Origin of the sequence: Lacrimispora indolis DSM 755, from assembly GCF_000526995.1 — a bacterium.
GTDB classification, from domain to species: Bacteria; Bacillota; Clostridia; order Lachnospirales; family Lachnospiraceae; genus Lacrimispora; species Lacrimispora indolis.
The window spans coordinates 56,904-83,631 of record NZ_AZUI01000001.1; the positions used below are offsets into that span (position 1 = coordinate 56,904).

Annotated in this window: 27 protein-coding genes; all 27 read right to left on the reverse strand. The window is 41.4% G+C overall.

Annotated elements, in window-relative coordinates; all coding sequences use genetic code 11:
• Window positions 1-88: 88 nt before the first annotated feature.
• Window positions 89-1,462 carry a hypothetical protein gene (locus K401_RS0100295; protein ID WP_024291085.1) on the reverse strand — a complete coding sequence of 458 codons (1,374 nt, stop codon included), beginning with the start codon at window positions 1,460-1,462 and terminating at the stop codon, window positions 89-91.
• A gap of 50 nt (window positions 1,463-1,512) precedes the next feature.
• Window positions 1,513-2,646, reverse strand: a complete 1,134-nt coding sequence (locus tag K401_RS0100300) for a hypothetical protein (protein ID WP_024291086.1) — start codon at window positions 2,644-2,646, stop codon at window positions 1,513-1,515.
• Entirely contained in the window at window positions 2,636-3,232 is a 597-nt protein-coding gene (locus tag K401_RS0100305) for a hypothetical protein (RefSeq protein ID WP_024291087.1), read from the reverse strand. Before K401_RS0100305 ends, K401_RS0100300 begins: the two co-directional genes overlap by 11 nt.
• 77 nt (window positions 3,233-3,309) lie before the next feature.
• A complete protein-coding gene (locus K401_RS0100310; protein WP_024347232.1) occupies window positions 3,310-3,738 on the reverse strand; it encodes a J domain-containing protein in 429 nt (142 codons plus the stop codon).
• A gap of 51 nt (window positions 3,739-3,789) precedes the next feature.
• Complete coding sequence (locus K401_RS0100315; RefSeq protein ID WP_024291088.1) at window positions 3,790-4,215, reverse strand: hypothetical protein; 426 nt, start codon at window positions 4,213-4,215, stop codon at window positions 3,790-3,792.
• Window positions 4,216-4,248: 33 nt separating this feature from the next.
• Complete coding sequence (locus K401_RS0100320) at window positions 4,249-4,677, reverse strand: hypothetical protein (protein ID WP_024291089.1); 429 nt, start codon at window positions 4,675-4,677, stop codon at window positions 4,249-4,251.
• A 235-nt stretch (window positions 4,678-4,912) separates the two neighbouring features.
• Window positions 4,913-7,081: a hypothetical protein gene (locus K401_RS0100330; protein ID WP_024291090.1), complete on the reverse strand. Its 2,169-nt coding sequence runs from the start codon at window positions 7,079-7,081 to the stop codon at window positions 4,913-4,915.
• 106 nt (window positions 7,082-7,187) lie between these two features.
• On the reverse strand, window positions 7,188-9,209 hold the full coding sequence (locus K401_RS0100335) for a vWA domain-containing protein (protein WP_084492752.1): 2,022 nt from the start codon (window positions 9,207-9,209) through the stop codon (window positions 7,188-7,190).
• A 107-nt stretch (window positions 9,210-9,316) separates the two neighbouring features.
• Complete coding sequence (locus K401_RS0100340) at window positions 9,317-9,889, reverse strand: accessory gene regulator ArgB-like protein (RefSeq protein WP_024291092.1); 573 nt, start codon at window positions 9,887-9,889, stop codon at window positions 9,317-9,319.
• Window positions 9,890-9,892: 3 nt separating this feature from the next.
• The gene (locus K401_RS32215) at window positions 9,893-10,042 is read right to left on the reverse strand and encodes a cyclic lactone autoinducer peptide (RefSeq protein ID WP_084492754.1); all 150 of its coding nucleotides are present in this window, start codon (window positions 10,040-10,042) and stop codon (window positions 9,893-9,895) included.
• A gap of 228 nt (window positions 10,043-10,270) precedes the next feature.
• The gene (locus K401_RS0100350) at window positions 10,271-11,572 is read right to left on the reverse strand and encodes an ATP-binding protein (RefSeq protein WP_024291093.1); all 1,302 of its coding nucleotides are present in this window, start codon (window positions 11,570-11,572) and stop codon (window positions 10,271-10,273) included.
• A gap of 3 nt (window positions 11,573-11,575) precedes the next feature.
• Complete coding sequence (locus K401_RS0100355) at window positions 11,576-12,289, reverse strand: LytR/AlgR family response regulator transcription factor (protein WP_024291094.1); 714 nt, start codon at window positions 12,287-12,289, stop codon at window positions 11,576-11,578.
• A 412-nt stretch (window positions 12,290-12,701) separates the two neighbouring features.
• Window positions 12,702-13,544: a carbohydrate ABC transporter permease gene (locus tag K401_RS0100360; RefSeq protein WP_024291095.1), complete on the reverse strand. Its 843-nt coding sequence runs from the start codon at window positions 13,542-13,544 to the stop codon at window positions 12,702-12,704.
• Window positions 13,545-13,547: 3 nt separating this feature from the next.
• Window positions 13,548-14,453 carry a carbohydrate ABC transporter permease gene (locus K401_RS0100365; RefSeq protein WP_024291096.1) on the reverse strand — a complete coding sequence of 302 codons (906 nt, stop codon included), beginning with the start codon at window positions 14,451-14,453 and terminating at the stop codon, window positions 13,548-13,550.
• Window positions 14,454-14,569: 116 nt separating this feature from the next.
• Window positions 14,570-15,949: an ABC transporter substrate-binding protein gene (locus tag K401_RS0100370; protein ID WP_024291097.1), complete on the reverse strand. Its 1,380-nt coding sequence runs from the start codon at window positions 15,947-15,949 to the stop codon at window positions 14,570-14,572.
• 27 nt (window positions 15,950-15,976) lie between these two features.
• A complete protein-coding gene (locus tag K401_RS0100375; protein WP_024291098.1) occupies window positions 15,977-17,161 on the reverse strand; it encodes a trans-sulfuration enzyme family protein in 1,185 nt (394 codons plus the stop codon).
• Window positions 17,162-17,259: 98 nt separating this feature from the next.
• Window positions 17,260-17,943, reverse strand: coding sequence for a FadR/GntR family transcriptional regulator (locus K401_RS0100380; protein ID WP_024291099.1), 684 nt, complete (start codon window positions 17,941-17,943; stop codon window positions 17,260-17,262).
• Between the two features lie 505 nt (window positions 17,944-18,448).
• Window positions 18,449-19,300, reverse strand: a complete 852-nt coding sequence (gene fba, locus K401_RS0100390) for a class II fructose-1,6-bisphosphate aldolase (RefSeq protein ID WP_024291101.1) — start codon at window positions 19,298-19,300, stop codon at window positions 18,449-18,451.
• 15 nt (window positions 19,301-19,315) lie between these two features.
• Window positions 19,316-20,245, reverse strand: coding sequence for a 1-phosphofructokinase (gene pfkB / locus K401_RS0100395; RefSeq protein WP_024291102.1), 930 nt, complete (start codon window positions 20,243-20,245; stop codon window positions 19,316-19,318).
• 21 nt (window positions 20,246-20,266) lie between these two features.
• Window positions 20,267-21,298, reverse strand: a complete 1,032-nt coding sequence (locus tag K401_RS0100400; RefSeq protein WP_024291103.1) for an SIS domain-containing protein — start codon at window positions 21,296-21,298, stop codon at window positions 20,267-20,269.
• A 20-nt stretch (window positions 21,299-21,318) separates the two neighbouring features.
• A complete protein-coding gene (locus K401_RS30900; RefSeq protein ID WP_024291104.1) occupies window positions 21,319-21,762 on the reverse strand; it encodes a PTS sugar transporter subunit IIA domain-containing protein in 444 nt (147 codons plus the stop codon).
• Between the two features lie 30 nt (window positions 21,763-21,792).
• On the reverse strand, window positions 21,793-22,665 hold the full coding sequence (locus tag K401_RS0100410) for a Cof-type HAD-IIB family hydrolase (protein ID WP_024291105.1): 873 nt from the start codon (window positions 22,663-22,665) through the stop codon (window positions 21,793-21,795).
• Between the two features lie 4 nt (window positions 22,666-22,669).
• On the reverse strand, window positions 22,670-23,479 hold the full coding sequence (gene agaD / locus K401_RS0100415) for a PTS galactosamine transporter subunit IID (protein WP_024291106.1): 810 nt from the start codon (window positions 23,477-23,479) through the stop codon (window positions 22,670-22,672).
• Window positions 23,469-24,257, reverse strand: a complete 789-nt coding sequence (agaC, locus tag K401_RS0100420; protein WP_027352239.1) for a PTS galactosamine transporter subunit IIC — start codon at window positions 24,255-24,257, stop codon at window positions 23,469-23,471. Before agaC ends, agaD begins: the two co-directional genes overlap by 11 nt.
• A 17-nt stretch (window positions 24,258-24,274) precedes the next feature.
• Complete coding sequence (agaB, locus tag K401_RS0100425) at window positions 24,275-24,751, reverse strand: PTS galactosamine transporter subunit IIB (protein ID WP_024291108.1); 477 nt, start codon at window positions 24,749-24,751, stop codon at window positions 24,275-24,277.
• A gap of 249 nt (window positions 24,752-25,000) precedes the next feature.
• On the reverse strand, window positions 25,001-25,714 hold the full coding sequence (locus K401_RS0100430) for a GntR family transcriptional regulator (protein ID WP_024291109.1): 714 nt from the start codon (window positions 25,712-25,714) through the stop codon (window positions 25,001-25,003).
• Window positions 25,715-25,962: 248 nt separating this feature from the next.
• Window positions 25,963-26,718: a LamB/YcsF family protein gene (locus K401_RS0100435; RefSeq protein ID WP_024291110.1), complete on the reverse strand. Its 756-nt coding sequence runs from the start codon at window positions 26,716-26,718 to the stop codon at window positions 25,963-25,965.
• Between the last annotated feature and the right edge of the window lie 10 nt (window positions 26,719-26,728).

A 26,728-nucleotide genomic window follows, 5' to 3' on the forward strand; every position in this document is an offset into this window, starting at 1 on the left:
GGTGATCCGGAACCAGTTCCATACCAATACTGTTCTAAAATAAATTCTCCGTTTTTATTATCTTTCACTTTTTACTTCTGCCTGCCCTCTACTTAATAAGTTGAAGGCGACCATCAAATTCCTGAAGCATTTGCTCTTTTAAAATCTGCATTCGTCTATAAGTCTCTTCCATTTCTGCAGCAGTGAATATTTTTATATACCTATCAAAATCTCGTACCTCTTCTTCACTATAATGATTTACCGTATCCCTCATAAACTTATCAAAATATGGCAGTTCAAACGGTGTACCACGCCCGTATTTAATCTTTTCACCATCATACAAAGCTAAATATACCGAGCAGAGATTTTCTTTGGTACTTTCCGATTGATAAATGCTATCCTGAATTCTTAGAGTTGCCCGCAATACTGTTCCATCTGAATCTGTATATGGTTTCTCTTTGTCTATTCTACGCTCCGATATCTTTTCATAATTGGTCTTTCTATCAAAATATACAATTTCTCCCGTTGAAAGTATCAGTTTTAAACGTGTATAACCATAACTGTTTGTTTCAATTTTTGCATCAGCTCCTATTTGTTTAAAAACATCGCTATACAATTCAAAACGGTCCATAAAATCAATAAACGGATCTGGTAATCGTTCCATATATTCCTTTTCATCTATCGTTATAGATTTTAAAAATTCAATTAGTTTATCTTTTGTATCAAAAAGTTCATTCCCTTTGTACGGTAAATCTACATATTCCCATCCATCGTTACCAGTAATATGAATATAATTTACTCTTTCGACTTTATCGCTATAAGTATATCGTTGCTCTGCCAAACCATTTAAACACGGAAAAAAGCTATCGGCAATTTCCTGCTTATTTTCATCCGTCACATGAATATCAAACTTAATATTTTCTATAGGCGGATTAGCAAATGGCAGGATTCCTAACTGATAATTTTCTTCCCATCTTTCTTCATCAATCATATAATTCTTAACTTCATCAAAGAGCAATCCATTTTCTAAGGCAACAGTTTGAAAATCATCTTTTACCTTTTCTACAAGAAAATCATCAATGGCTTTAGAATATTTTGAACCAGAAGAAAAAGGAATCGGTGATGGAGGTCCAGCTGCTTCGTAATCCATCACAAAAAAAGTGTATTCACGATCATTAATTGGTGCGAGCTGCCATATATAACCATGCAGCAAAGCGTTTCCATGTACTTTCAGTTTTATTTCACTATCTTTTAATAATTCATCTAAATTAAAAGTATTAATAATCTGAAATTCTTGATCATATTTATCGGAAAGAAGAGATAAGACCTCAGAATCTGACAAAAATTCATAAGTGTCTTTCTCTCCGCCAGTTAATGATTTACAGCTTAAAAAGATCAAAAGAACAATCCATGCACCAATTCCCAAAATCAACATCATCATTATTTCACGTCTCACTCTGCTTTTGATGGAATCCTTATCCATCCCACACCTTCTTCCCCTCCCATTATTATCTGCCTAAGCGTTCCCTACCATCATTCCGTTTTCCCTTTATAAGCCCACGTTGCATGAGCAGCCGCATTGCAGTTTGTCATATCCATAATATTCAATTCAGGAATGTAAAATCCTATATAAAGAGAATCCTTCTCAATTTCCTCTTGCTCTCCTTCTGTATTGACATATATCATATTATGAAAAACAACCGCATAAAATGTATCCCTGCATATCTGGTACCGAGGCCGTGTATCGGTCATATCCGGGTTTGTCGCATACATATAATCTATGGGCCTGCTTCCCCCAGGTATATATCCGTTCATATTTGCAGACAGCATTTGCTCCAGTTCCTCTTTCTCAAGACCATATTCTTCCATGGATGTCACTTGATCAAATGCCGGCTGACCGTAAAAAGTTTCATATGTTCCTGCCAGATATTGCTTTTCATGTTCTTCTTCCTTTTCGTAATAGGCAAATGTCCCGTCGTCATGCAGGCATAGCTCAGAACCGTCGTCATATAAATATGTATTACCGCTTACATAATCAGCATTTCCCGTTTCAAACATAAGGCTTTCCCTTAATTCTGTTACATTCATTTTAATAGTCGATTCCGTATCCTTATCTATATCAATATAAGAAGTCTGCCCCACAAAAGTAAGAACAAGATTTTTTTGCGGCGCAATAACAACCTCCGTATAAGTATATCCACCTTCCATCTCCCCAGTAATCGTTCCTAAGTAGCAGAGTACTTTTTCTTCGGAATACCATTGTGTCAGAGATTCACTTTGATCCAACAATTTAAAATAATCTTCCTCCTGATAATATTCGACCAAAAAGGAAAAACACTCCTCTGGTGTAAAAGAACCAAGCGGAGAACTGGCATTCAAGCCATAAACATTGGTACGTTCTCTATCCCAAAAGCATTCAGAATCCCGAACTTTCTTCCAACCAAGGTGAATATTAAAAGACACTTCTCCTGTCGAATATCTCATATCCGGCTCAACACCGCCATTTTCTTCAATAACCGATTCCAGGACTTTTTGCGCTTCTGAGTTCACACCCTTATTGGTTTCTCTATACAAATTCTTACAGGAACATAAAAAAACTGTTGTAAATACAAAAATCATCATCACAGCAAAATTCAGACACAGCCCTTTTTTCCACTTATTTCTCATCAAAATCCCCTCCTGCCTTTTGTATCGTTTTCATCATCACAGCAATGCTGTTTTTCCAAAATGAGTAACTTTCTTCCCTCATATTAAAATCAAGGATAACGGTTTTATTATCCAGGCAGAATAAAAGGATATAGTTTATCTGATTTTGTTCCGGCATAGAATGAATTGCAGTAAAATAAAAAATTTTCACTCCATCCACCACTTTACTTCCATCTATATCAAACCATGTTTGCTGTTTTGACATAGTCATCTGTTCCTGATAATTCTTTTTCACATGTTCTAAATCAATCGGCTTCTTACAGTCCACAGCCTTAATCACCAATGCCATATGTTCAGACTGAGAACGCAATAATATAACATCTTCTTCCGTAATTTCATTTAGGAGAAGATTCTTGGGAAGGCAGATAGAAAATAAATTTCCAAAGAATACTGTCCGCTCCATGTTCAGTTCTTTTATCTTCTGGAGTTCCTGATGGAGCTTTTCTATTTTTTCCATTGCTTTTTGTTTCAGTTTTTCTTCACTGCTTTCTGTTTTATCTTCTTTCTCCATACAGGCTAAATATAAATCAATGTCCAGCCGTTCCATCTGCTTTTCCCTCCTTTGAAGATCCTGACTATCCTGTTCCCCCTATTTTCTTCCGTCAAAAACCGTTGGCTTTTTCCTTATTTTTTCACGCCAAAAAATGCAGAAAACAGCTCATTGGTATTGACTGGTCCGTCATGTTTTTTCGCCCCATCCCCGGTTCCGCGATATGTCTCCATCCCTTTTCCCGGCTGAAATCCAAAGAAGCGTTCAAACTGGCTCATATCCGGAGCTGCATTTCCCGGTCTCTCTCTTTGTTCCCGGGAGTCTTCCCTTTTAGCCGTTCCTCTTTCCTTTTTTTCTTTTCGGAAAGAATCATACTGTTTCCTTTTCTCTGCATCACCCAGAATCCCATAGGCTTCCTGGATCTCATACATCTTTTTATTTCCATCCGGGTCATCCTGTACCACATCCGGATGATATTCCTTAGCCAGCTTTCGGTAAGCGGCCTTAATATCTTTTTCTGTTGCCTGAGGAAGGACCCCAAGGATTTTATAGTAATCAAGCATTTTTTCTTTCCTTATCAAAAAGGGGCTGCCTTTTCGGCAGCCCCTGCATGTTTACACGCTGTATCCGCCTTCCACAGCGATCTGCGCCATCTTGTCCTTTTTCTGTTTGATGATGAGCCGGAATGTTCCTACACCTTCCGTATCTCCGTAGTTTTCTTTATAATCCACTACAAACGCATTGGGATATGTATATTTTCTCACTACCTGAGAAGCTGCAATCACCTCAACGGTCACCTTCCGGTAACAGTCAGACTTTTCTGCTGGTACTAAGGACCAGAGTCCCAACTGTCTTGTAGAATCAAAAGGATCTCCATCTACTGCAGTTAATATCTTTCCTGAAATTTCCACAGTGCTCCCCAGATCGGTGGAACGCGCGTTGGAATCAAGGGGAATATCTGTCTTAAACTTTACTCCTGTAATACTGATGGTCCCTAAGTCAATGGTAGACGGGCCTTCTACTTTTAATGTAAATCCCATAATCTGTTCCTTCCTTTCTTTTATTCTTCCTGATTATTCTCCGCTGAATCCGCCTTCAAATTTAAGAGAAGCCATTTTATCCTTCTTCTGCTTAATAAGAAGCTTAAATACTCCGGTTCCCGTTTCATCGGTAAAATCTTCCCTGTAATCAACCACAAATGCATTGGGTACCGTTATCTGACGAACCACCTGGGATGCATTTACCACGTCGATCTGAACATTCCGGTAGCAGTCTGAATTTTCTGCGGGAACTAAAGACCATCTGGCCAGCTTGCTGGTATCATCGGCGGCCTCACCGCCTACTGCTGCCAGTATCTTCCCTTCAATCAACACCGTTGAACCAAGATCTGTTGATCTGGCGTTGGAATCATGGGGAATGTCTGCTCCAAATACTACATTGGTAATGCTCGTTTCGCGCAGTTGTACGGTTTCACTGCCTGTGATTTTCATTCTAAGTCCCATATTACGTCCTCCATTCTTAATAAATGATTTTTATAATCCATAAAGCCTTTCTAATACTGGCCTTCGGATATCTGATGTTTGAAATAAAGCTTTTATTTGTATTTCTTTCTGATTCCTTTATAAATTGTATACCCTGCAATTACAAAAAATATAATTGTCACAATTGTGCTGACGTTTCCATACATGATTGTTCCCACCTTCCATATGATTGTGAGTGGACAATACCTGGTATTATTTACGCAGTCTGTCCCTTTCTTGTCAGCTCCACCTTAAGATTTCTGGTTGTGTTGCTGAACGTCAGCTGTATGTTGCAGATGCCGTTTTTCTCATCAATGCTGAAATCCAGCTCATCTCCATCCTGGAGCAGGGAATTGACATACTGACGGTTTGCATCCCATTTACTCTTCTGGCTGCTGGGGTTATTGCTGAAAAACTGTAAAATCTTATCCTGTTTGAAGTCTCCGCTGTAAAATCTGAGCATTCTCTCAATATATGTAACCAGAAGGGTTTTATAAATGGGTTCAAATTCCGTCCCATTGCTTAATAAATTTCTGGCTTTGTAGACCATGACATTCTTAATCTCCCTGCCTTTATGCTGAGCATTATCAGAGGTGAATACAAATCCAAAACCTGTATTGTTAATGGAATTTTTAATGGCATTGGTAAATCCGGATATCTCCTTTGTCATGCTGGTCGTGACTAAAAGTGCATTGTCTCCTGCTTCTATGTCATAACGCACTCCCGGGTATTCCATGGTGGTATTAGGAAACCTCTGCTTTAGGTATTCCGGACACTGCCATGCTGCAGCGATACCGGCAGCCCCGTAGGCAGCTCCCACATATACTCCCTCGATCCACATCTTCATAATGTCCTCTTTTTCCTGGGAAAGAGTCACATTTCCATTGTCATCAATGACCATCCGTTTATCCAGGATAAGTCCTGACTTATCCTTTGGTATGATGGTAACATTGGGAATGCAGGGAACTACAAATTCACTGTAATCTCTCTTCATAAGAGGAGCGCATTTATCCTTAAAAATACCAATTCCCTCAGTAGCCACATAATTAAACGTACTCTCTTCTCCGGTAGCGAAGCTGAAAAATGTTGTAATCTTATAGGGGTTAATGGCATTCATCAAAATTGCAAGGTTTTCCATGGTATTGGTTCCCGGTTTTTTTACTTTCTGATTTCCTGCAAACCGCATTCTCTGAAGCTTACCATCTCCTGTCTGATTTAGTTCTACATCCGGAACAATTCCAAACCAAAGAGTATTTTCAAATTCATTTTTATCATTTGTCGTATTTAAATAGGTTAAAAGCCTTGGCAAATTGCTGGATTTTATCATCATTTCCAAAGGAGTGTTCGTAATCAGGAGCCTTGGCTGCATTCCCTTCTCTTTTACCTTGTACTGGTCAAAGTACGCCTTTACACCCAGGATTTTTTCAATCAATGGCTTTACCGCTCTTATAAAATCATCCTTGCTCTTTTTATAAAATTCAAGATAGGTATTGTAATTTTGTACTTCTACCTCCCGGTCTACGGAGCTTTCCATTGTGGAAGAAAGGGGGCAGAAGGTCCTGACCACCAGCTCTCTGACATAGTCGGACTTGTTCTCATTAAGGGCATCGTAATCATCCCGGAATGTCTGAATTAAACTGGTATTGATGTGGTCATCTACAATCGCAAGCTGAGTTCCTTCTTCCTGTTTCATTTCCAGGATTTTCAGTTCTCCGTCGTCTCCCATACTTAAAAGCCCAGCTTTAAATTCCTGGCCTCTTTGGGCAGTCTCCCCATTTCCCAGAAGCAGGCGGGTCTTGATATCTTCAATCGCAAGAGGGAGCATAGCCAAAACATTATTGTAATTGTGACTTGCCTGTTCAAACTGGTAATTCAGCTTGTCCCCTAAATCAAGGCGCTTGGGATCTTCCTCCTCCAGCCCCATGTAATTCCCATAAGTATATTGGATCTCTCTCCGCACCTGACGGATATCTTCCATAATCTTTTTAGGGGAGATCATCTCTAAAACATTGCTGAATTTAAAATCCACATTTGCTACTCCCAACGAACCTCTTGCATCCTGTAATGTAATGAGCATGTTGAGTAAATCATTCATCTCATTAAGCGGTATTTCTGTAATGCAGTTATCCGGTATATTCTCCGGTTTGATCAGACTGTACTGAATACTGCCGGTATTTGCATCACACCAGGAATAAACAACCGGAGCAAACTTCTCCAAAAAATCCTCAAAACTTTCTACCAGAAGCGTTTCATTGATTTCCTTAATTTTGTCATCATCAAGGCTTGTCTTCCCTCTTACATCCCCAATCAGGGTCAGAAGATTCAGCTTTTCAGGATTCATTTCAGAAAACAGAATGGTCCGGTTAGTTTGTGTAATAGTTTCCATACGCTTTTGCTCCCTCTTTCTCACTTTTATTCAATCGCTTCCATCAGCTGTTACTGGCGGGAAACGTGAACATCACAGTTCTTATCTCAGGCTGTTACAGCCTCATCTATTGAATCATGGAAATATAGTGAATCTCCAGATCATAAGCTCCATCCGGAGATGTAATGGATATGATATCACCAAAGCTTACGCTGTACTGTATCTTTTTGCACATAATGGAACTTCCGATCATAAGCGAAGACTCTGAAGAATGATACAAAATCATCCTCCTGTCTTCATCCGCTATGAGGAATATGTGATCCAGTCCCAGGGATTCAGAAGCGCCTGGATATTCTTTCATTAAGTCTCCAAGGCTTACCCGGTTATCCTTGATCTTATACATGGGAAATGTAAGAGGAGGTATCTCCTCTTCTTCCTCCGGCTGCTCCATAAAATAGGCATCCATTTTTCCCTGGAATCGGTTCTGAGCTTTCTTTTCCGTAATCACTTCCAGTTCAGGCTTTGGTTTATGAAACAGTCTCCAAATGACAGCACCTGCGGCTGCCAGAACGAGAACAATAACCCACCAGTATGCTTTCCACAATGGGATTATCTCCAAGGAATAGGTATAGGATATTGCTGCCTCTCCATCAGATATCTTCAGTATCAGATTTCGGCTTCCTGCTTTTACCGGTTTAATAGTAAGGATTCCATTATTCAGACCGACCTCTGCCAGATCACCGGCATCCTGTTCCAAAGTATAAAAAATACCGTCTCCATCAGAATCAATAAAATAATTGTTAAGTACCAACTGTTTTTCCCTGGATAAAGGATTATAATGAATGTTCTTTGGAAGTTCTCCCGTAGGAGGTGTGTTAATCACCTGAATTCTTACTGTATTAAAGATGCAAGACTCCATCCTGTCATCCAAACGGGCTTCTATGTAATAAGTCCCTGACTGGGTTAATACCATTTCTCCTGCAAGAATCCCTTCCTTGACGGTGGTTTCAACATCCCTTCTGTCACTGTCCGACTGCCCGTCCGGATAAATCACCACCTTTGGAGTGAAGTTCGCATAAAAGGCCTCGTCCTTGATCACAGACCCGCTTTTATCCTTAAAATAGATCTTATAAGACAATGGCTTGTTTCTTGCAATTGCTGTTTCTATTTCCATAACAGGAGTCAGGTCCCGGTAGCTGATCAGATAAATCTTTAGCTCCTGATTCTTTCTTGTATTGGTCTGTATGTTCATTTCACTGATATCTTTTTTTATGTCTGATACTTTTGCCACAGAATAGTGAACCAGATTAACCGGTTTTATCTGCTGCTCTCCGTAAACAACCGTAGTATCTCCAATTTGCTGAGGCGATATCATCAGGACGTCCATCTCATCTAAATGAGAATCATCAAGCTTAATGCGAAGGCTCTGGCTGCCTTCTCCATAAATGCCGCCCGCAATTTCCTGAATACGGTAAGCCATGTTGTCATGAAAAATCCCATACAGTACTTCAATCAAGGTTTCCGGCTTTTCAACCGTATAATTTTGTCCTCCTGTCTGGCTGGAAATTTCCTTCAGAATCTCTTTGCTGCCGTCATATTTGCCGAAAGCCACCGTATAAAGCGGTATATTCCGGGATCGGCAGGCCTCTACCGTATTTCTTAAGTCCTGATCAGAGATTTCTCTGGTCCTTCCGGCCCGGGAACCTTTTAAATCCGTTTCTCCATCCGAGATTAGAACAATCATGCACTTTCGTCCGTTTTCCTGTCCGGTCAGACCATATGCATAGTTCAATCCTAAACCAATGTCCGTATTTCCCGAATATCCGGCGGAATCCATCAGAGCTTTTAATGCATCCCTCTCTTCCTGAGTCCTCACAGAAACAGGAGCCGCAGATGACACAATATGGTCATTATATGCTACAAACCCAATTCGGATATCAGCACTGTGGACTGTATCAATAAACGCTTTTACCATACCGATGGCAGTGTGATCCGGATCATTGGCAGACATAGAGCCGCTATAGTCCATGACAAACATGACATCCAGACCGTTTTTCCCACTTGCTATTTCCTCTCCAGACGAACAAAACGAGATAGAAATAAAAAAGAGACAACTTAATAAAAATGAAACTGTCTTGAACCTTTTCATAAATTCTTACACACCTTTATCCTATGGTCTTTTCTTGTTTGTCTTATTCTCAGAATTTTGTTCCGTGTAATGCAGTTAATACCATCAATCTGCTCATAAGGCAGCATTCATACCGTGCTTTTATTTTTCCACTTTCCTAAAATCATAAGTATGTACACAACATCCACCGTCAAGGCGATTAAAAAGGAATACCTTAAGAATGATAAAAGCGCTGTTGTAAAATAAGCTATCGTAATGATACTAAGAGACTGCCTTAACTTACTTTTGAAATAAGCATCTTCTTCTTCATTAACATCTCTGTTTTTATCGTTCACAGGTTTTGTAAGCCAAAAGGCTATCAATCCTCCCCCCATCATGATTCCCGATACCGCAAGTGATACATTCATGTACTTTACAAGCAACATGGATCCTGTCGTAACAGCAAAGGAAAACAAAAAGCAATGACTGAATTTGTCCAAATGCAACCCTCCGGCATAGGAACGCAACACACAGAATACCAAAAAAAACACAACTGCTTCCAGCTTCATATTAAGACAAAGTGCGATCGCTATATTTGCCAATACCCCCATCAGCATTTCTAATGTCACCTGTGCTGCGTATTCGTAGGTTTCAAATGATACTGATGATAAGCTATCTCTTTTATATGCATACCTTGCCAACATGAGTTCAAACCTTTTCACCGATTAAAACCTCTTAAACTTTCTAACATCTTCTGTCATTTTTGGCTGATGAGATATCCAGCAACAACGAGCATTTGCGCTATAAAGAATTACCGATAAAATTAAAAAATTAAACACTGAATGATTCCTTTTAAGCTTTTTCATAAATCCCATAATATAGCCTCCTCTATGCTTTTTTTACAATATACTACATTTTTCGAGATTTTTTCCTATCATGTAATTATTAACGGTTTATATGTCATTTTAGGTTTTATTTTTGAATAAAAATTTAAGTAAAGCCTTTGCAGTATCCTTGCGCCCAATAAAAAAACGAAATGACATCCGGCTTATGCACCAATATCATTTCGTCTTTCATACAATCGTTCTTGTTATTAAATAAAGCTATATATCGTCATATAATATAGTCTCCAGTGAAAATATATCTCCTTCCCAATCCAGCTTCACTTGCCCATGGTATCTTTTTGCAATCTTCTTCATCGAATAAATCCCCCAGCCATGAAAAGACTCTTCCTTCCGGCTTACCAGCCTGTGTTCCTTATCATGCTCTATTTTTCCCTGATAGCGGTTTCTAACAAAAATATACAAATATCCTTTTTCATGGGTTATCTCTATCCAGATCTCTCGCTTATCTTTTTCTACATACTCAGAGGCCTCTACCGCATTATCGAAGGCATTTCCCAGCAGTACCCCAAGATCTTCATCTTTAATTTTCATAACCCCAGGTACTTCCAGCTTTGTATGTAAACGTATCTCTTTTTTACTGGTTTTTTCCCATATATGGTTTACCATAGCGTCTATTATTAAATTCCCTGTTTTTGACTCCAATCGACCAATGCTCACTGACTGACCTATCAAATTCTCCAAAGTTGTTAATAATTTTTCTTTTTGGTCAGATTTCACAAGCTCTTGCAAATAGATTAAGCGCTGTTTCATATCGTGCTTCATTTCCTGTATTTCTGCCGACGCTGCTTCCTCCAAATCATGCTGTCTTCCATAGTATTCCAGTTGCTTTACATACATATGGGCATTTCTCTTCACCTGAATCGTTTCCACTAATCTTAAATAAATGGGATAAATGGATAGATTCATAATTGTTAATATCAATGCAGCCATCAGCAGCCAGCCAAAGGAATCCGTTACTTTTCTATCCGACGTTTCTACCAGCATATAAAATACGGGATACAGGATCAGTCCTGATAACAAAAAAATGGTTAAATAGGCGCCTCCGCCATAGGGAACCATTCCGCCTCCATGGCGGTTCATGAACCAACGGATTCCCATCACTATTAAGAACAGTAAAAATTTTGCAAAAATAGAGTTAATCATAAATGATGGATTTTGCCCATTATTCAAAAATAAATAGCCTGCATCCCCAATTCCCTCCAAAAGCATCCACATCATTACAAAAGTTATAGGAAATGTAAACCGCTTCCACAAGATTCCTTCATAAGAAATAATGCCAACTGACAAAACTGTCGTTAATGTCAATATCAGGTTTATTACGGGATGGAAATATATCAATTCCATATTTATGCAAAACTGCCATAGAAAAAAAAGAGCCCAGCCGGCCACTCCCGCATATCGGCTTTTCTTTGCAAGAAAAATATCCAGATACACTTTCAGTAAAAGCGTAGAATACAATGACATGCTAATGCTTGTGAAAATCATCTTGACTGCATTCATTTTTTACCTCTTTTTATACTGCCTCAATTTATCATCCACCGCCTTTTTATACGCCCTGCTTAATGGTAAGATGATTCCTTTCGGCATTTCCACCTCTTCATACCCCATACGGATAACATGCTGGTAATTTACCAGATATGATTTATGTATCCTTAAAAATTTCCCTTTGCTGTTTTCCAGATTTTTTTCTATCTTATTCAATGCTTTATATTCTTTTAAAAGACCATCTTGCAAAGCAATTTCCGCCACTCGAAGCTTGCTTTCAAAATACAGAATATCACGGATTAACACTTTATAATCCGATTTCTTATATTGGAAACGGTAATACGAATCCTGCTCTTCCACAATCCTTAAAACATAATAAAAGGTTTCTTCAAATTCATTCTTTTTTATAGGCTTTGTAAGAAAACCAATTGGAGCTACCCGGAAGGCGTCTTTCATGTAGCCATCATGAGATGTTACATACACCATCTGTACTGTACGGTCTATTTCACGTATTTTATATGCCGCTTCCAGGCCATTCATATATTTCATCCGTACATCCAAATAGATTATATCAAACCGCCTTCCTTCGATTACCGCCTGAACCAGATCGCTCCCATCTTCATAACACTCCACTTCTACTTGAATTCCGGCATTCTTCCCAAGTTCCAGCAAGTATTCCTCCAGCCTTTTCAACAAGTAAAACTCATCATCACAAACAGCAATCTCAATCACAATCTTTTTCCCCTGTAAATAAAACTTTGCGGCCCGGCGCGTATGCCGGACATTGTGTCTATCAAACTATGAACAATTTTATGGCCAATATCCTTCTTAACATATTACAGTCCAGTACAAGACGTTTTTTCCTAAAATTAATTCAGCATTTCTCCCTATTTTAATTATCGTCACAACAGCTGTTTTCCATAAATTTTTATACATTAAACCGATGATACCATTATAGATTTAACAAAATTCTATGTCAATACGTATTCCGGTTTAGCTGAATTAGTTTTTTTCTATAACAATCGATCGATCGTGCGAAAATAAGGCTGTTATTATCCCCTATACAGTATTCATAAAAAACCAAAAAGGAACTGTATGATACCGTTCCTTTTGATCTTCTTTCATTATTCTATTCTTTCCGTTATCAGCCTTTCACCGACCCAGCTGTAAGCCCTTCTATCATATATTTCTGAGCAAAAGTAAACAAACACATGGTAGGGATCAATGACATAATGGTTCCTGCTGCCATTTCCCCCCATTTAATATCATATTTTAAGATCAGGGCATTAAGCCCTACCGGTATTGTCTTAAATTTGTCCACATCAATAAACATAACCGACATAAAAAGTTCATTCCAGGAATTGATGAACGCAAAGATGAATGTGGCGGCAATGCCTGGCATAATGACCGGCACAATCACCTGAAACAATGCCTGCAAATAGCCGCAGCCATCAATCCATGCCGCTTCTTCCAGAGATTTGGGCACTCCGTCAAAAAAGCCGCATAACGTCACAACGGAAAATGGTATCATCATATTGGTATACAGCATTGCCAGGCCATACAGATTATTCAGCATCCGCATCTTGCCTAACATCTGATACAACGGCGCCAGCATGATGAACATGGGTATCATCTGGGTCACCAGAAAAAACAGCAGCAGCACATTTTTAAAGCGGAAACGGAATCTGCTGATGACGTAACTGGCCAGAATGGATATGAAAACCGAGCAGGCTGCTGCAACAGAAGATGTAAAAAATGAATTGCATAAATATCTTGCAAAATTACCTTTCCAGAGCATTGCCGCGTAATTGACCAAAGAGACCGGATCCGGTAAATATTTCACCGGGAATGCGTAAATCTCGCCCTGAGATCCCTTTAAGGAAGTCAGCAGCATCCATAGGAAAGGGAACATGGTCAGCACAAGAAAGGCAGTTAGTACGACAAACTTAAATAATCTCCACATCTGTTTTTTACTCGCTGCAGTCATACGTCATGCCTCCTTATCCGTATATTTGGTAAGTGTTAAGTAAAACGAAGCAAATATCATAAGAAACAGGATGCACAGCACACCCACGGCGGAAGCCATGCCATAGTCCAGACTCTGGACCAGCTGCATCATGTAGGAAGTGATGATATTGGAAGAACCCGCCGGTCCTCCCTGTGTCATGGAATAAATCAGATCCGGAAAATTAAAGATCCAGATCACTCTGAGTAAAACCGTCAGCAATAACACGGAACGGATACAAGGCACTGTGATTGCGGAAAACTTCTGAAACGGGTTTGCCCCATCCACATCAGCAGCTTCATATAGTTCTTCCGGAACCCCTCTTAAGGCAGCCGTGATCATGATTGTAAAAAATGGGATCCCATACCATATATTTGCTATAATACAGGAATACAGCGCCGTATTCTTACTTGCCAGCCAGCCTACAGGAAGGCGGATCAAGTGCAATTTCATCAGCAGGTCATTAATTACGCCGGAGGTACCGTTAAACATCCAGCGCCACATGATTCCGATAATAAATCCGGAGACTGCCCAGGGGAAAAAAATCAGGCCCTGGTACACACCGCTTCCCTTAAACTTCTTTTTTAAGAGCAGTGCCATGGCAAACCCTGTTACAAACTGGAAAAACAGGGAAATCCCCACCCACTTGACGGTATTCCACATGGTGGAATAGAAGGTGTTGCTGGCACTGTGTTCAAATAGCTTTTTAAAATTATCAAATCCCACCCATTTGATGTTTTTAATATTCATCAGGTTATAGCTTTGGAAGGCCATCATGGAACCCCTGATCATAGGATAGTAAGTAAATATAATAGGAATGATGACGGCGGGAAGAACCATAAGAAAGATAAAACAGGCTCTTTTTAATTGCAGTCTCGATTTTTGTTTCATACCGCTTCCTCCTCTTTACTGCCTTTCTTCCATAAGAAGTCTGGAAGGAGACCTTTCTCCTTCCAGAAACTTCTTATGAAAATTTAATTCCTGTCTAGCGCTTTATTTCTTAATGCTTACCACTTCTGACCTTCATCCTGATATGCTTTTGTCCAGAATTCATCCAGCCATTTTAACAGATCATCATCTGTGATCTCGTCGGTCAAATACTTCTGATACATGGTATCCACTTCTGTTTTATAGGTAGCAAATGCTTCGTACATCTGAGGATATGCCGCATGACGGTAAACTTCCGGTTCTTTTGCCATATCCATATACATGGCAAACCGTGCCTCTGAAAAATAACTGTCTTTTTCTGCCGCGTTGCTGTGAATCGGAATGGTGGAATAATTCTTGGCAAAATATGTATTATTCTCGGAATTGGACAAGTACAAAAGGAAATCTGCTGCCTCATCGGGATGCTCCGTAAAGGATGTCATACCCCAGCCGGCAAATCCGTTTGGAAAAACTGCCTGCCCGGATGGTCCCTTGGGGAAGGGAACCAGATCCCACTGGTCATCCTGTAAATCAGCGGAGCAGGTCGCAATCACTTCCGGATCCTGAATCAGCATAGAGGTGGTTCCTCCAACAAAGCCTTGTACCATTTCGGAAAAGCCCCATGCTATGGAATCCGTAGGAGATGCATTTTTAAATAGATCCTTATAGAAATGAAGTGCTTCCTTTACCTCCGGCAATGTAAAAATGGTTGCCCCATTGCCATCCTTTAAAAAATAACCGGCATTGGAATCTGCAAGCTTATCGGTACCGATCCAGCTCCAGTAGATTGTATCCGCATACTGGTAACCGCTTGTGCCGCCGCGGAACGAATAACCAAAGCGGCTGCTTGCCGGATCCGTAATGGCAACCCCTGAATCATAAATGTCCTGCCAGGTTTCAGGCTGCTTCAAGCCTTTTTCCTTAAACCAGTCGGCCCTGTAGTAAAGACCTCTCTGATAGAATCCATAAGGGACCATGTAAGCTCCGTCTTTCATATAATGGATCACTTCCTTGGCCGAATCTGTCAAAGTGTCTTTTTCTGACCAGCTATCCAAATATTTCTGAAGATCTGCAATCCATTCATTGGTGACAAACTGGGTGATTGTGGAATCTCTCACTTCTACAATATCCACACCGCTTCCATTCATCAGCATCTGGGTGATTTTGGCATCGGCATTCTCCAACGGCGGGGACACAATATCAATCTTGACATTGGGATGCTCTGTTTCATACTTATCTGCAATTTCCCGTAAAATAACCGTTCGTTCCGGACTTGTCAGGGACTCTACCAGGCTGATGGTGACCGTTTCCCCCGTCTTTCCGCTGTCTTCCTTGGTGCTTTCTGTCTTTGCAGTTTCCCCGCTTGCTGATGTTGTCGCTTCTGTGGCTGTGTTTCCGCTGCATCCTGACAGAACCGCCGCCACTGCCAGCGCCAATGCTGCTGCTCTCTTTTTTCTCATCTTTTCTCCTCCTTTTATTTGTTTTGCTTATATTTGAGCAAGAGCCGATTCCAAATCTGAAATCAGGGCCTCTGTACCTTCCAATCCGCAATGAATTCGGATAATCTTCTGGGAGCCGCCCAAAACCTTGCATCGATCCTCTTCCATCCTTGCATGGGGTAAAAATGCCAGACTTTCAAACCCTCCCCATGATACACCGATCTTAAATATCCGAAGGCTTTCCGCTAGTTTTTCAGCGTCCTTTAAGGTTCCATGAATCTCAAAGCTTAAAAGTCCCGTATTTCCTGACTGTTGTTTCTTCATCAGCAGGTATTGGGGATGAGATTCCAGACCGGGATAATACACGTTCTTTACTTTGGGATGGGTTTCCAGGAACCTGGCGACCGCCATCGCTGTTTCCTGATGCTGTGCAATGCGGACAGCCATTGTGCGAAGTCCGCGGATCATCAGCCAGGCCTCCATGGGTCCTGCAATACCGCCTAACAGTTCCCTGTTTGCTGTCAGTTTCTTCATCAAACCAGGATCCTTCACTGCCAGCATGCCTCCGATGATATCACTGTGGCCTCCAATATACTTTGAAGTGGTGTGCATTACAATATCTGCGCCAAGAGTAAGGGGCTGCTGGTAAATGGGAGTGCAGAACGTATTGTCAATATAGACAAGGGCCTGATGTTTTTTTGCGATATTGGAGACCGCTTCAATGTCCTGGAGGGAAAATACAAGAGAAGAAGGGCTTTCCAGAACAATTAAGTCTGTTTTGTCCGTTATGTTTTCTTCAAATTCCTCCAAACAGTCTCCCTTTACAAAGGTGGTGGAAATGTCCATGTGTTCTTTGCAGTATCCGGTCAGAAAATCTCTTAACGGACCATAGGAATTATGGATGCATATTACATGACTGCCTGTTTTGCATACGGTCAGTACTGCTGTTGTTGCAGCCGCCATGCCCGACGCAAATGCCAGGGCTCCTGCTCCATGCTCCAAAGCCGCAATTTTATCTTCCAGAATCCTGACTGTGGGATTCTGTACTCTGCCGTAACAATATTTGTGTTTATCCGTCCGGTCAAAATCATAGTATTCATCTATGGTTTCAAATACATTAAGGGAATTCATGAAAATCGGCGGAACAACCGCATTATAGTAATGCTCATATTCCTCTCCGTAATGGGCTGTAATTAATTTATCACTTTTTAAGTAACGGCTCTGATCTGACATATTTCTACCTCTTTTCTCATTTGATTCTTTGTCCTATATGCTATATGCTATAATATAGGTTAATTTGTTATAAAACATATTTGATGTATTATAAATCATTATATCTGCTTTTTAATATCCCGGTACACTGCATCTAACAATTGTTCATTGATGATCTGTGCTTTCTTCACATTTTTTCCCCGGATCGCTTCATACAGTTTTTCATGCAATGGCAGGCTTTCTAAAAAAGGATCTTCCATATTGAGGGGAAATTCCCAGAACTGATCCATTACATGGCTGATGGACAAAATCAACTGATACATAATATCATTATGGGACAAACGGTATATGGTATAATGGAACAGTTTGTCCTCTTCTGTCTGCCTTACCCCCTGATGATATTTTTCCATTAATACCTTGGTAATATCACCCAGTTCTTTCAGTTCTTCTTCGGTAACCGTATGTATCACCATTCGGAGGATTTCACGTTCCAGAATCTTACGCACTTCCAGAGCTTCTAAAAGCTTTCCTTTTTCCTTGGTAAAATCAATCAGTGATAAAAATGCACTGTCCTTCTGACTGCCTACGTACACACCCTTTCCATTCCTCACTTCCAGAACATTACGCGCCTCCAGGGTCTTCATGGCTTCTCTTAAGGAAGTTCTGCTTACCCCCATCATTTCCAGCAGCTGTTCCTGGGAAGGAAGCCTGTCTCCTGCTTTTAAATCATTTTCTTCAATATAATTCTGTATATAACGAATAATCTCTAACTGAAGGGATGTCCGTTGTATCTTATTAGCCATCTGTTATCTCTCGCATCTCTTTATTTACGTTTAACTTACCACACGATGGGTTATATGTCAATATTAATTAATTTTTATTTTTTCTCCTCATTTTCATGTGCATAATGTACAAATATCATCCAATATATCTTTTTTGCATGATGGCTTTCTGCTTTTTTGATATATACAGAAAAAGACGCGACAGTTTCTTGCCACGCCTTTGTATTGGTCAAATTATAGTCATGAGTTCTCTCTGTGTCAATACCATTCCATTGGTTCTTTGAATTATTATGCGGATTCATTTGAAAATGAATCAATACCATTTGCGTGCTTCAATAAAAAAGACGTCCGGCCCACTCCGCAAATCCGTGATGTCCAGCCGAGCGCACAAATTTACAGGGACCGTATAACTAATGTGAGTAATACGGTCCCTGTTCTCAGACTACCTTATTTTCCGGCATCCCCCTTTTATTGCACACACTGACGTAGAATCTATTCTAACACATATACCATCTTTTTCAAATCATCAGCCTTTTCCTGCGCAGCCACAGGTTGTCATCTTTTCTTTCACAAATCGTTTTACTTTACTGATACCGGCTGAACCGTATTTTTTAGGATCAATAGTATCCGGGTTCTCCTTCAGCACTTCTTTTACACCTTCACTGTAAGCAATTCTCAGTTCAGTCGCATAATTCACTTTACATATGCCGCGTTCGATTGCCATCTTCACGGTTTCATCCGGCACACCTGAGGCACCGTGGAGCACCAGCGGTATAGCAACTGCCCTGGCAATTTCGGATAACCGCTCCAAATCCAGTTTTGGTTCGCCCTTGTAGATACCGTGTGCTGTACCAATCGCCACCGCAAGGGAGTTCACGCCAGTCTTCTCGACAAACGTTTTCGCTTCTTCCGGATCTGTGTAGGCACTGCCTTCGCCTCCATCTAAATCATCCTCCTTGCCGCCAACCTTCCCAAGCTCCGCTTCAACCGGTATATTGGAAGGCATACAGGCTTCGACAACGCGTCTGGATAGTTCAATGTTTGCTTCAAAAGCTTCATGGGAACCGTCGATCATGATCGAAGTGTAACCGGTCCGCAGTGCCTGCATTGCCAGTCTAAAATCAGATCCATGGTCCAGATGCAGAACCACGGGGACTTTTGCCCGCTCCGCCGCGGTTTTTACATTTGCCAGATACAAGTCCAGTCCCGCATATTTAACAGTAGAAGGCGTTGTCTGCAAAATCACTGGGGCATTCAACTCCTCGGCAGCCTGGATCACCGCCATGACCATCTCCATATTTTCAACATTAAATGCCCCTACTGCATAACGACCGTTCCTGGCATCTGACAATATTTGACTAGTTGTTACTAAAGGCATATATTCCCTCTTTCCTTATATCCTGCTCACGGTTACACCGTCCAGGATTGTTTCCAGGTTCTCTTGTTCAAAATATCCTGTTCTTATTGATAATGCGTTTGCAGCAGAGACTGCCACAGCATATGACAGACAATCCTTAGAAGCTTTATTCATCTCCAATGCCGCTGCAAATGAAGCCACCATGGAATCTCCGCAGCCAACTGTATTGACAGCTTTAATTTTTCCCGGTTTTCCATGATAGACTCCCTCATCACAGACCAACACTGCGCCGTCAGAACCCAAAGATATGAGCACATATTTTATCCCCATATCATGAAGCTTCTGTGCCCAGATCTTGACATCCTCAATGGAATCAATCTTACAGCCGAATAAATCCTCCAGTTCCTCGCGGTTGGGTTTTACAAGATCAGGTTTTGCTGCCAGCGCAGCTTTTAAGTATTCTCCACTGGTGTCAAGCAATACCAGCTTATTGGCTTTCTTGGCAATTTTTATTAAATCGGCATATATTCCTTTGCCAAAGCCTACGGGTACACTGCCGGATATGGTAACAATACTTCCCTCTTGTATAACATTACGGAAAAAGTTCAGAAACTCCCTCTGTTCTGCTTCTGTCACCTCAAAACCTGGCTCCAAAAACTCTGTGGAAGTATTATCTTCCGTCAGAATGTTGATGCAGCTTCTGGTTTCACCATCGACATGGAAGAAATCATGGGCAACGCCATCATGTTCCAAAAGTTCCAGAAGATAGTCACCATTATATCCGCCGACAATTCCAGTCGCCTTAACCGGAACCTTGCACAAACTTGCCACACGTGCCACATTCAGACCCTTGCCGCCGGCACTGTTTCGGCACCCAATCACTCTCATGACTGACCCTGGCTCTACACTGCCGCTGATGGTATACGCCTTGTCAACGGATGCATTCAATGTTACTGTTATTATCATAGAATCCCTCACGCACCCCTGTTAAAGCTGAATCCATGGTGACAGCCCGTCCGGCTGATCAGGATTCGCCCCGGTCTCTCCAGATTTGAAGTAAGACACCAGCTGGTTAATGGCGAGAAATGGCAGGCCCATTACCGGATAGCTCAAGTTTCTGCCAAAATAAATATTACAAATACCATCCAGCTCCATCGCTTCATTTGTATATACGATAATAGCAGCACCTTTTTTCTTTAAATCCTCCAGCAATGCTTTCTGCAGCTCAGGAGAATGACCGGACATGGGCATGATGACCAGTGTTTCTTTACCGATCATCACCATCGGGCCATGGCGCGAATCCAGCATATGATAATAGTTACTGGGCAGCTGGCAGATCTCTTTAAATGTTAAAGAACCCTCTTCACAAATACCACTGAGTTCGGCATCTCCCAATACGACGGCATGGTTCCATGGAAGCGCCGCCATTTTTTTCAGCTCTGCTTCCCACTGTTTTATATATTCATCACCATGGCTGACCACCAGTTGCAGTTCTGCCAACTGAGCCTGATTTTCTGATAACATTCCGACTATGTAGAGCCATGCAAAATACAGGCAGGAGACCGTCCTTGTCTGGCAGACACTGTTATCAAAAGCCCAGGGCATTGTCAATGTGAGATCACTGATCTTGCCGGCTGTTGAATTTTCTTTGCACACAATCGAAATCACCTGTATCTTGCAGATTTCCCGTATTTTGGTCACTGCTTGAATGATTTCCGTTGTTTCACCGGAACGGGATATGGCCACAACGATGGCGTTTTCAAAAATCGCCTGATAGCGGTCTCCATGAATGAGCACGTCACCGGCAGCCATCGCCAGACCGACCCGCTTTAAGCCTGTCATAGTATTCTGGGCATAGGATTTTGCTACGGAATAGCTGGATCCGCAGCCCAAAAAGATAATATTGCTATCTGAATTGTCATCCAAAATCTTCTTGATTGTATCTATGTATCCAGACAGATACTCTTTTGTCTGTCCCATGGATGTATATTGTTCTCTGATTTCCTGCAGCGTGAGCATTTGAATCACCTTGATTGGAATTAAATTCCATCTTCCCTTTCATTATTTGTTGTTTTCACAGACGGTGCGGGCACAAAGCAGTTAATGCTTTCTCTTCCCTTGACAATCATGCTGTGTGTAAGTTCTTTTAATGTCATACCCTCTCCCTCAAAAATACCGGCAATCACCATAGGGAAGTTGCTCCCAGATATTACCTCTATATTTAATTGGGGATTTTTCATTTTTATCATGACCGACTGGTTATAAGGCGAACCACCTGTCAGGTCAGATAAAATCAGGATTTCTTCATAATCCTTCTGAAGTTCCTCCAAGGCATTAAGTAATTTTCCCTCTAAATCATCTGTGCTGTAGGACTCAAGGAAATCCACACCAACCAGCCGGTTGGTCCTCCCTGCCACCAACTCGACCGCTGAAATGATTCCTGATGCAAAATTCCCATGTCCTGTGATCAAAAAGCCTGTCATAAAACGCCTCTTTTCCAATTAATAATCCGCTTAATAGTTGGCGGTAATATACCGTATCGCATCTGCCACAGCATCATCGGCATTGCTTCCGGTAATAAATTCACTGATTGCCCTCACTTCATTCGCTGCATTGGCCGGAGACATGGCAACAGCTGATTCCCGAAGCATAGAAATATCATTCATTCCATCGCCGATTGATGCCACATTTTCCCTACTCAAATGCCGCAATTGTGTGAGATACTTAAGTGCCGCAGCTTTTGAACAATTACGCCCGATAATATCCACCGTATGATCAGTAGATAACAGGGCGGTTACATTATCAAATCCACTGATAAACTCCCTGACTTTTATAATCACCTCAGGATCAAAGGTATGAACTGAAATCATATAACAAGAATTTCCATCTGCGAAATAACTGCGGAGGTCAGGCACGATTTCAACTCCCACCTGGGTCAGCATTTCTTCCCTCATATAGGTAATTTGGGCCGGTGAGACCAGAGAACCTCTTTGCTTGAGGCTTTCCGATTCTTTATCCAGCAGATCTTCCCAGTTTTCGGGTATCAGATAGCTCCTGCTCGTACTGATCCCATAGCAGATACGATGTTCTTCCATGAAATTGATTATTCCATTCAGGCCTTCTGTGGGAAACCAGCGGCCATAAATCTGCTCCTTGCAGCTATTAAATATACATGCACCGTTGTTGGAAATAATAGCCGGATAGATCTGGCTTTGACGGCAGATTTCATAAGCATCACAATAGATCCGCCCTGTTGCAATCACGAACTCGATGCCGGCATGTTCCAGACTCCGTATCGCGGCGGCATTCTTCTCACTGATTCGGAAATCAAGTCCCAGCAACGTGCCATCCATATCGCTGACAAACATTTTTATCTTATTACCCATGTTTTTACAGAATCCCCAGGAATGATAAAATAATCGATAAAACAAATGTACTGATGATCAGGATAACGGGACTGGTTTTCTTTTTCACCAGCAAATAGTATAAAAAGAAGACATAGCCAAATGGCAGAATATTGGGGAATATCTTATCTAAAAAGTCCGCCTGTAGTGAGACTGTTGTAAATTCATTTACAACAATTTCCGGTAATAGCGTAATATTTACATAGGATGCGATCAATCCGCCGATCACGGTACAGCCCAGAACAGTAGCCGCTTTACCGATCAGCGTGGACGTTTCTTTGATCGTTATGATTGCTTTTGTTCCAAGATTATATCCTAGATGGGTCCAGACGATCCGCAGCAGGAATACCATCAAATAAAAAGCAAAAAACAAAACCGGACCAAGGATACTGTTGTTCAGTGCCATAGAGGAACAGATTCCGGCCATAATCGGCAGTATGGTAAACCAGAAGATCGCATCACCGATCCCGGCAAGAGGCGCAAACAAAGCAACTTTCAAACCTTTGATGGTGGCTCTGTCCTCTTTAGCCTCTTCCAGAGAGATGAGTAGTCCCATTAAAAATCCAACTAAGTTCGGATGGGTGTTAATAAACTCCAAATTATCCTGCATCGCTGCTGAAAGGCCCTCTTTGTCATCTTTATAGATCTTCTTTAAAAGCGGCAGCTGGGATACTAAAAAGCCGCCGGCCTGCATTCTTTCGTAGTTAAAACTGGCCTGCAAAAATGTTGAGAGAAGGCCTAGCTTTGTGATATCTTGTTTTGTTATAACTTTGCTGGAATTGTTATCAGATGCCATCTTCATCGTCCTCCTCTACTACACTTACAGTTTTCATCACGGCTTTACCTTTTTCAGTGTTATAAGTCATGAGTGCAAATGCCACACCGACAATCGCAACAGGCAATAAATTGGAGTATGTAAGGAAACAGGAAATCACAAATCCAATTAACAGATAAGGCATAAATTCTCTTTTCAGCATTACCTTTAACAGCATAGCAAAACCAACGGCCGGTAAGATGCCTCCTGCCACTTCAAATGCATGTGTCAGCCATTCCGGCATTGCTGTGACCAATGCTTTCATCGCATCCTGGGCGATATAAGCACTGAGGAATACAACCAATGCATATAAAAATGTAATGATACAGGTACAGATAATATTAATCCTGACAATTTTATCCGTGTCCGCTTCTTCCGCTGCACGATCTGCACCTTTCATAAACAATGAAAAACTGGAATAACAAAACAGGATCACATACTGCATTAAAAAGCTGAAGGGCAATGACAGCGCCATCGCAGCTGTTGCCTCAACCTTTGTCGTATAAGCCAGGACTACGGTCATAACTCCTGCTAAGATTGGGTTCGGAGGCTGTGTACCTCCGGCCGGCGTCAAGCCTGCAAATGCCAGTTCCGTGATACCGCCAGCCATTAACCCCAGCTGCAGATCACCTAAAATAAAACCGGCAAGCGTACATACAATAATCGGCCTGAAGATGAAAAAGCTCTCCAGCCAAAAATCAATTCCTACAATTGCTGTCATTAGCGCAAGGCCAATCCCCTGGCCAAATGTAATCACCATAATTATTTCCTCTCCTTCTACAGATTGATGGTTTGCTTTGGATCACCGGGTACATCCTGGATATAGAGGTTAACACCGGCATTTTTGATCGCAGCGAAACTTGCTATATCATCATCATTTACATAGACTTTTTTACTGATCTGACGTTTTCCTTTTTCAAAGTGCATATTTCCAACATTCACTTCTTTAATCGGAACCCCACCTTCAATGAGCTGCTGCACCACCTGCGGTGTCTTGCAGACAATGAAGATCTTCTGCTTTGCTGATGCTTTGCCAATGATCGCAATTGTTTTTGCGACTGTGAAAAAGCGGATACCAGCACCTGATGAATCTGCCGTCGCGGTCATCAGCTGTTGGGACAGCTCATTTTCTGATGATTCATCATCCGCAACGAGGATCAGATTTGCCCCCAGAGACATCGTCCATGTAACACCTACCTGCCCATGTACCAATCTGTTATCAATTCTTGTTAACAAAATGTTCGGTTCTCCCATATCTTCACTCCCATCCATGCGTTTTAGTGCACACATTAACTCTTTTAAACACTTCAAACAAATGCCGGCTTAAATAATTTGTTTGTACCGTCATATTATCCTATTTTAATTTATTTTTCAACAAATAATCTAAATAAAGCCCAATATATAGATTGGTACTAACTAAAAACAGGCAACTTGCACAATCAACATTTGATTATGCAAGCCGCCTGCTAAGGCTCATATATTTTTTTCCTTAAACCCCTGGATCTATAGTGTTAAATTTACCGTAAATGAGTATTTATCTCCCCGTACAATGGAAAGAGTATATTCGATAATGGAGTGATTTTCATAGCTGAAACGCTCAAGGAACATACAGGGTGTTGTCGTAGGAATATTAAGCAAATCCCGTTCCCTGGCATTGGGATTGACCGGACGAAAAGATTCAACGGCTCTGTCCATGTGAAATCCATAGGTATTTCTTAAATACTCATAGAGAGAACCACGGTTCTCCAAAAATGAGATATCGATAGTGTGAAATCTTTCCAGGGGCAGATATGTTGTCTCCAACATCAGCGGATATTCTTTCGCTGAACGCAGGCGCACAAGTTTGTGGAACATCGTCCCCTGGGGGTATGCTAATTTTTTCGCCAGGGCATGGTCAATCCGGATCAATTCATATTCGACAATGTGGTTATAGATAACAATATTGGAATTTTTAAGTTCATTTGTAAAAGAATAAAATTTTGTCAACGGCTGCTCAAACACTTGCGGCCTGACAAATGAACCATTATTGGGAAGCGTGTAGACATATCCATCTGCCTTTAATTTTTCCAGGGCCCGACGGACTGTAGCCCGGCTGACATGATACTTTTCACATATCACCCGCTCGGCAGGCAATGGTGAATTTTCATCATACTCAAAAGATCGAATCCCATCCAGGATCTTTTGGTACACATGTAAATAAAGTGCATCTGACTGCATAGTTTACCCCCTCTTAAATCAACTGAGTATCTATAGCACAACGTTCACCGGTGGCCTTAGTTTGATGAAATACCTGACACTCTTTACAGAATACCATGATTTTCAGACTGATGCAATTTAATTTTCCCTGATAAAAAGTAATCATAGAGTATCCGGTAACTTTTTCCAACTACTGCAGCACCTGAAGTACTGCACCAGTAGACTAACAAAAGGCATGACAGTTCCGTGCCACGCCTTTTTATTGACCACTAAAAACCTTTCACCTCAATTCCCGCTTGCAAAAGGCCTTCCCTTATCTTTTTCACAAATTCCAAAGCCTTTACTCCATCTCCGTGAACGCAGACAGAATCCGCCTCAATGGAAATGGTACTTCCGTCAATGGACTCCACGACACCTTCCTTTGCCATTCGGATCACCCGTCTCACCGCCAGATCCTCATCTTCGATTAACGCACCTTCCCTGCTCCGTGGAACCAGGCTTCCGTCACTTTGATAGGCACGGTCCGCAAATACCTCACTGGCAGCTAACAGTCCTGTATCTTTTGCAGCCCGGAGCATTTCACTGCCGCTGAGAGCCAGAAGGATCAGGCTGTTATCCACTTCTTTTACTGCCTGGCAAATGGCTTTTGCCAGCTCATAATCTTTTGCAGCCATATTGTACAATGCTCCGTGAGGCTTTAAATGACAGAGCCTGATCCCGGCCCCGTTGCAAAAAGCCTTTAAGGCGCCGATCTGATACATGACACTGGCTTTTACTTCCTTTGGGGAAAGGCTCATGTTTCTTCTTCCGAACCCCACCAGATCAGGGAATCCAGGATGGGCTCCTGCCCTCACTCCGTACTTTTTACATAAAGCCACCGTCTTTTCCATTACCAGAGGATCTCCTCCATGGAAACCGCAGGCAATGTTGGCTGATGTCACATAGGGCAGCACCTCTTCATCCAGCCCCATTTTATACGCACCAAAACTTTCTCCCAAATCACAATTCAAATCAATGACCGGCATATTCTCACCT

Excerpts from the sequence above, each read along its gene's own strand:
- K401_RS0100370 (WP_024291097.1), bottom strand. The coding sequence starts at position 15,949 with ATGAGAAAAAAGAGAGCAGCAGCATTGGCGCTGGCAGTGGCGGCGGTT.
- K401_RS0100335 (WP_084492752.1), bottom strand. The coding sequence starts at position 9,209 with ATGAAAAGGTTCAAGACAGTTTCATTTTTATTAAGTTGTCTCTTTTTT.
- K401_RS0100430 (WP_024291109.1), bottom strand. The coding sequence starts at position 25,714 with ATGCAGTCAGATGCACTTTATTTACATGTGTACCAAAAGATCCTGGAT.
- agaD (WP_024291106.1), bottom strand. The coding sequence starts at position 23,479 with ATGGCATCTGATAACAATTCCAGCAAAGTTATAACAAAACAAGATATC.
- K401_RS0100295 (WP_024291085.1), bottom strand. The coding sequence starts at position 1,462 with ATGGATAAGGATTCCATCAAAAGCAGAGTGAGACGTGAAATAATGATG.
- K401_RS0100320 (WP_024291089.1), bottom strand. The coding sequence starts at position 4,677 with ATGGGACTTAGAATGAAAATCACAGGCAGTGAAACCGTACAACTGCGC.
- K401_RS0100305 (WP_024291087.1), bottom strand. The coding sequence starts at position 3,232 with ATGGAACGGCTGGACATTGATTTATATTTAGCCTGTATGGAGAAAGAA.
- K401_RS30900 (WP_024291104.1), bottom strand. The coding sequence starts at position 21,762 with ATGACAGGCTTTTTGATCACAGGACATGGGAATTTTGCATCAGGAATC.
- K401_RS0100375 (WP_024291098.1), bottom strand. The coding sequence starts at position 17,161 with ATGTCAGATCAGAGCCGTTACTTAAAAAGTGATAAATTAATTACAGCC.
- K401_RS0100435 (WP_024291110.1), bottom strand. The coding sequence starts at position 26,718 with ATGCCGGTCATTGATTTGAATTGTGATTTGGGAGAAAGTTTTGGTGCG.
- K401_RS32215 (WP_084492754.1), bottom strand. The coding sequence starts at position 10,042 with ATGGGATTTATGAAAAAGCTTAAAAGGAATCATTCAGTGTTTAATTTT.
- K401_RS0100350 (WP_024291093.1), bottom strand. The coding sequence starts at position 11,572 with ATGAATGCAGTCAAGATGATTTTCACAAGCATTAGCATGTCATTGTAT.
- K401_RS0100315 (WP_024291088.1), bottom strand. The coding sequence starts at position 4,215 with ATGGGATTTACATTAAAAGTAGAAGGCCCGTCTACCATTGACTTAGGG.
- K401_RS0100360 (WP_024291095.1), bottom strand. The coding sequence starts at position 13,544 with ATGACTGCAGCGAGTAAAAAACAGATGTGGAGATTATTTAAGTTTGTC.
- K401_RS0100400 (WP_024291103.1), bottom strand. The coding sequence starts at position 21,298 with ATGCTCACGCTGCAGGAAATCAGAGAACAATATACATCCATGGGACAG.
- K401_RS0100380 (WP_024291099.1), bottom strand. The coding sequence starts at position 17,943 with ATGGCTAATAAGATACAACGGACATCCCTTCAGTTAGAGATTATTCGT.
- K401_RS0100330 (WP_024291090.1), bottom strand. The coding sequence starts at position 7,081 with ATGGAAACTATTACACAAACTAACCGGACCATTCTGTTTTCTGAAATG.
- agaC (WP_027352239.1), bottom strand. The coding sequence starts at position 24,257 with ATGGTGATTACATTTGGCCAGGGGATTGGCCTTGCGCTAATGACAGCA.
- K401_RS0100365 (WP_024291096.1), bottom strand. The coding sequence starts at position 14,453 with ATGAAACAAAAATCGAGACTGCAATTAAAAAGAGCCTGTTTTATCTTT.
- agaB (WP_024291108.1), bottom strand. The coding sequence starts at position 24,751 with ATGGGAGAACCGAACATTTTGTTAACAAGAATTGATAACAGATTGGTA.
- pfkB (WP_024291102.1), bottom strand. The coding sequence starts at position 20,245 with ATGATAATAACAGTAACATTGAATGCATCCGTTGACAAGGCGTATACC.
- fba (WP_024291101.1), bottom strand. The coding sequence starts at position 19,300 with ATGCCTTTAGTAACAACTAGTCAAATATTGTCAGATGCCAGGAACGGT.
- K401_RS0100410 (WP_024291105.1), bottom strand. The coding sequence starts at position 22,665 with ATGGGTAATAAGATAAAAATGTTTGTCAGCGATATGGATGGCACGTTG.
- K401_RS0100310 (WP_024347232.1), bottom strand. The coding sequence starts at position 3,738 with ATGCTTGATTACTATAAAATCCTTGGGGTCCTTCCTCAGGCAACAGAA.
- K401_RS0100300 (WP_024291086.1), bottom strand. The coding sequence starts at position 2,646 with ATGAGAAATAAGTGGAAAAAAGGGCTGTGTCTGAATTTTGCTGTGATG.